This window comes from Stenotrophomonas sp. 2YAF22, assembly GCF_052114665.1.
Lineage (GTDB): Bacteria > Pseudomonadota > Gammaproteobacteria > Xanthomonadales > Xanthomonadaceae > Stenotrophomonas > Stenotrophomonas indicatrix.
Genome location: NZ_JBFRFE010000323.1, coordinates 1 through 4,776 on the forward strand (window position 1 = coordinate 1; position 4,776 = coordinate 4,776).

The window sequence follows — 4,776 nt, forward strand, 5'->3', positions numbered from 1 at the left end:
ATCCGGACAGGACGTGCCAGCCTTCCTGCTGCTGACCCGCTACACCCCGGTGCGCGTGGAAAGCGGCGAGATGCTCAGCATCGCCGACGTCGAGGAGGTCCTTGGCCTGAAGGCGATCGGCGTGATCCCCGAATCGGGCGACGTGCTCAATGCCTCCAACAAGGGCGAGCCGGTCATCCTGGATGGCGAATCTGCTGCCGGCCAGGCCTATGACGACGCCGTCGCACGCATCCTCGGCGAAGAACGCCCGATGCGCTTCACCAACGTCGAGAAGAAGGGCTTCTTCAGCAAGCTGTTCGGAGGGTAAGCATGGGCCTGTTTGATTTCCTCAAAGCGAAGAAGACCACCGCCGAAACCGCCAAGAATCGCCTGCAGATCATCATCGCGCAGGAGCGCAGCCACCGTGGCGGTCCCGACTACCTGCCACTGCTGCAGCGCGAGCTGCTGGAAGTGATCAAGAAGTACGTCAACATCGACGTCGATGCAGTGAAGGTGGACCTGGTCAAGGATGGCCAGCACGACGTGCTGGACATCTCCGTGGCGCTGCCTGAAGGCCCGGACAAACCCTGACCCCGCGCCCCGCCCGTGCCTGCATGGGCGGGGCTGCCTGACCCGCATGACTGATACCACGCCCGAACCGAACGTTACCCGCGTCGGCGACATCGCCTTCGCCGATGCCCAGCGCCTGCTCGCTGCACATGAGCTGCGGCTGCACCTCGTTGCGCCCGGCGAGCCGATCCCGGGCAGTTACTGGGGCGAGCCCGAGGCGGGCATCATCGCCAGCGACGTGTACGTGCGCGATGACACGCCAGTACACTCGATGCTGCACGAGGCCTGCCACCTGATCGTGCTGCCGCCGGAGCGGCGCGCGCAGGTGCATACCGACGCCACCGATTCGGTGCCCGAAGAAGATGCCACCTGCTACCTGCAGATCGTGCTGGCCGGGCACCTGCCCGGTGTCGGCAGTGAGCGGCTGATGGCCGACATGGATGCGTGGGGGTATACGTATCGATTGGGGTCGACGAAGGCGTGGTTTGAACAGGACGCCGAAGACGCGAAGGCGTGGCTGATCGAACGCGGCTTGCCGGTGGCGTGATCCACCGTGGACCAGGGTCAGATCCCTTTTGCGCAGCAAAAGGGATCCGCCCCCATCGCCCTCAACCCTGCCCCGCCAGTGCGCGCAGGGTGATGCCGACCACATACGCCAGATAGGTACCGGTGGCATAGCCCATCGTGCCCAGCAGCACGCCTACCGGCGCCAACGCCGGATGGAACGCGGCGGCTACCACCGGTGCCGAAGCAGGGCCGCCGATGTTCGACTGCGAACCGATGGCGAAGTAGAAGAATGGCACCTTCAGCAGCTTGCCCAGGCACCACAGCAGCGCGATGTGCACGCTGATCCAGATGATGCCAAGCAGGAACAGCCACGGGCGGTCCAGCAGCGCCAGCAGATCCATCTGCATGCCGATGCAGGCAATCAGGAAATACAGCAGCAGAGAGCCCAGTCGTGAAGCGCCCGCACCTTCCAGGTTGCGAGCCCGAGTAAAGCTCAGGCCCAGGCCGAGCGTGGTCGACAGCACCACCACCCAGACGAACGGCGCATCCAGGCTGAACTGCGACGCCCAGCTGACATTGACCTTGAACCACGCCGCCAGCGGCGCTCCGATGGCATGGGCCAGGCCGACGCCACCGAAGGCCACGGCCACGATCAGCATCAGGTCGGTCAGGCTGGGAATCCGCTCGTGTTCGGCCTGAAAGCGGGTGATGCGCTCCTTCAGCTCGTCGATGGCGGAGGTATTGGCACCGCTGCGTGCATCGATCTTCGCCGCGCGCCCGGCCAGGAAGATCAACGCCGCCATCCACACGTAGCCAACACCCACATCGACCACCGCGAACTGGCCGAACGTGGTCGCGTTGACATCGAACACTTCGCGCATGGCCAGCATGTTGGCACCGCCGCCGATCCAGCTGCCGGCCAGTGCGGCCATGCCGGACCAGGTATCGCCGGCGACGGTGTCGGGATGGATGGCACGCATCACCAGGAACGCGACCACCGCACCCAGCATGATGCTGGCCGAGGCGCCCAGGTACATAAGCACCAGCTTTGGCCCCAGCCGCAGGATGCCCTTGATGTCGACCGCCAGGGTCAGCAGGATCAGCGCCGCCGGCAGCAGGATGTCACGCGCGACCGGGTTGTACAGCTTGGTGTTCTGCCCGTCGATCAGGCCGAACGTGTTGTAGATGCCCGGCAGCAGATAGCACAGCAGCAGCGCCGGCACGAAGGTATAGAAGCGCTTCCACAGGCCCTGCTCGCGCGAAGCGGTCCAGAACACGGCGCCAAGGGTGGCGGCGATCAGGCCGAAGACGACGATGTCGTTCTGGATCAGGGCAGTCGAGGGCATGCAGGCATCCTGGTAGTGCCGGCCGCTGGCCGGCAACCCCATGTAGGTAGGTCGCAACGTGCAGTTGCCGGCCAGCGGCCGGCACTACCGGAAAGCCGGGCGCCGCCACAAGGGCGGCGCCGGTATCGCTTACTCGCCGATGTGCTGCTTCAGCCAAGCGTTGACGGTGTCATGCCAGAGGATGCTGTTGTTCGGCTTCAGCACCCAGTGGTTCTCGTCCGGGAAGTACAGGAACTTCGACTCGATGCCCTGGCGCTGGGCCGCGGTGAAGGCAGCCAGGCCCTGCTCGACCGGAATGCGGAAATCCTGCTGGCCATGGATCACCAGGATCGGCTTCTTCCAGTCAGCCACGTGGTTGACCGGRTTGAACTTCTCGTAGTTCGCCGCCTTCTGGTACGGGGTACCGCCCTGCTCCCATTCGGTGAACCACAGTTCTTCGGTGGCATAGCCCATCATGCGCTGGTCGAACACGCCGTCATGATTGACCAGGCACTTGAACGGGCTGTTCCAGTTGCCGGCGATCCAGTTGACCATGAAGCCGCCGTAGCTGGCGCCCAGTGCGCAGGCCTTGTCACCGTTGAGGAAGTCGTACTTCTTCAGCGCCGCGCTCCAGCCCTTCTGCAGGTCTTCCAGCGGACGGTCGCCCCAGTGCTGGCTGATCGCATCGGTGAAGGCCTGGCCGTAACCGGTGGAGCCATGGAAGTCGATCATCACCACGGCGTAGCCCTGGCCGGCGTACGTCTGCGGGTTCCAGCGGTAGCTCCAGCCATTACCGAAGCTGCCCTGCGGGCCGCCATGGATCAGGAACGCGACCGGGTAGGACTTGCCTTCCTGGTAGTTGTGCGGCTTGACCACGTAACCGTGCACGGTGTCGTTGTTCCAGCCCTTGAACTCGAACTGCTCGTAGTCGCCGAAGGAAACATCCTTCAGCACCTCGCCAGCGGCCGGGGTCAGCGCCCGCAGCGCGCCGATCGGCTCGCCAGCGGCCGGCAGCAGGCCGACCAGCACCTGGTCGTTGCTCTTCAGGCTGTTGCGGGTGATCGCCACACTGGTGCCGGCCACGTCCACCGAGGTCACGCTGCCATCGCCGATCAGCTTGGTGGCCTTGCCGCTGGCCACGTCGATCTGGAACAGCGGGTGCTCGCCAAGGTCATCGGCGGTGGTGTAGATGCTGGCGCCGTCGGCGGACAGCGCAATGCCACCAGCCGAACGGTCCCACTGCGGAGCGATCTCGCGCGTCTTGCCGCTGGCCAAGTCCATCGCCATCAGGCCGAAGCGGTCCGCCTCGAAGCCTGGGCGCTTCATCGCGCGGTAGAACAGGGTCTTGCCGTCGGCGCTGAACACCGGGCCGGCATCCCAGGCCGGGTTGGACGCGGTCAGGTTGACCGGCGCCTGCTTGCCCGCAGCATCGAAGCGGTACAGGTCGAAGTTGGTCGACCACGGCTCCTGCTTGCCGGCCACGCGGATGCTGGCGACCACGCTGCTGCCATCCGGCGACCAGGCGAAATCGTCATTGCCACCGAACGGCTTGGACGGAGCGTCGCCGTCGATGGTCGCGCTCAGCGCCGAAGCGCCCTTGACCGCACCGGCCTTGGCTGCCGGCAACGGGGCGACGAACAGGGTGTTGCGGCGGCCGTCGTTCCAGGTATCCCAGTGGCGCACGAACAGCGAATCGAAGACCTTGCCGCTGGCCTTGGCGCCTTCCACGTCCTTGAGCTTCTTTTCGGTGCAGGCCAGGTCCGAGGCACAGGCCTGGAACACGCCGGCGCTGAACAGCACGCGGTCGTCCTGCGGCGACACGTGGTAGCTGTCCACGTCCACCGGGAAGTCGGTCAGCTGGCGCGGGGCGCCGCCGCTGATCGGCTGTGCGTACAGCTGCTGGCTGCCGTTCTTGGCGCTGAGGAAGTACACGGTCTGGCCATCGGCCGACAGCGAGGCGGAGTTGACGTTCCAGCCAGCCGGCGTGATCTGCTTCGGCGGTGCCGCGTCGCGGGTGCGCAGGTTGCGCGCGAACAGTGCGGTGCTGGCCTTGAGGTTGGCATCGGTGCTGCGCTTGGCGAACACCACGGTGCCGCCGTCGGCGGTCAATACCGGCGCGGAGACGCGGTCCATGGCCACCATGTCGCGGACTTCCAGGCCACGGGCAGCGGCGACGCTGGGCAGGGCAGCCAGCAGGCTCAGTGGCAGCAGGGCATGACGCAGTTTCATCGGGGTCTCCGCAGGACGGCAAAAAACCGATGGTAGGCCTGCGCGGCCGGGCCTGCCAAGGCCATCGGTCATGGCCGTGGCTGAGCTGCCGCCAGAAAAAGCAAACCGCGCCGTAGCGCGGTTTGCTTGGGACACCGGTAGTGCCGGCCGCTGGCCGGCAACCATG

Annotated in this window: 4 protein-coding genes and 1 pseudogene; 3 read left to right on the plus strand and 2 right to left on the minus strand. The window is 65.8% G+C overall.

The window, feature by feature from the left end; translation table 11 throughout:
* The 3 genes and pseudogenes from AB4Y84_RS13435 to AB4Y84_RS13445 all read left to right on the plus strand — a co-directional run.
* Positions 1 to 307, plus strand: a pseudogene (locus AB4Y84_RS13435) (septum site-determining protein MinD); the annotation flags it as partial.
* A 2-nt stretch (positions 308 to 309) separates the two neighbouring features.
* The gene (minE, locus tag AB4Y84_RS13440; protein ID WP_005408532.1) at positions 310 to 570 is read left to right on the plus strand and encodes a cell division topological specificity factor MinE; all 261 of its coding nucleotides are present in this window, start codon (positions 310 to 312) and stop codon (positions 568 to 570) included.
* A gap of 46 nt (positions 571 to 616) precedes the next feature.
* Positions 617 to 1,096 carry a hypothetical protein gene (locus AB4Y84_RS13445; protein ID WP_312785588.1) on the plus strand — a complete coding sequence of 160 codons (480 nt, stop codon included), beginning with the start codon at positions 617 to 619 and terminating at the stop codon, positions 1,094 to 1,096.
* Positions 1,097 to 1,157: 61 nt separating this feature from the next.
* Here the strand turns inward: AB4Y84_RS13445 and AB4Y84_RS13450 are convergent, their stop codons facing one another.
* Both AB4Y84_RS13450 and AB4Y84_RS13455 read right to left on the minus strand, forming a co-directional pair.
* The gene (locus AB4Y84_RS13450) at positions 1,158 to 2,402 is read right to left on the minus strand and encodes a DUF819 family protein (protein ID WP_442243830.1); all 1,245 of its coding nucleotides are present in this window, start codon (positions 2,400 to 2,402) and stop codon (positions 1,158 to 1,160) included.
* 129 nt (positions 2,403 to 2,531) lie between these two features.
* Positions 2,532 to 4,610: a S9 family peptidase gene (locus AB4Y84_RS13455; protein WP_312109214.1), complete on the minus strand. Its 2,079-nt coding sequence runs from the start codon at positions 4,608 to 4,610 to the stop codon at positions 2,532 to 2,534.
* Positions 4,611 to 4,776: the final 166 nt, after the last annotated feature.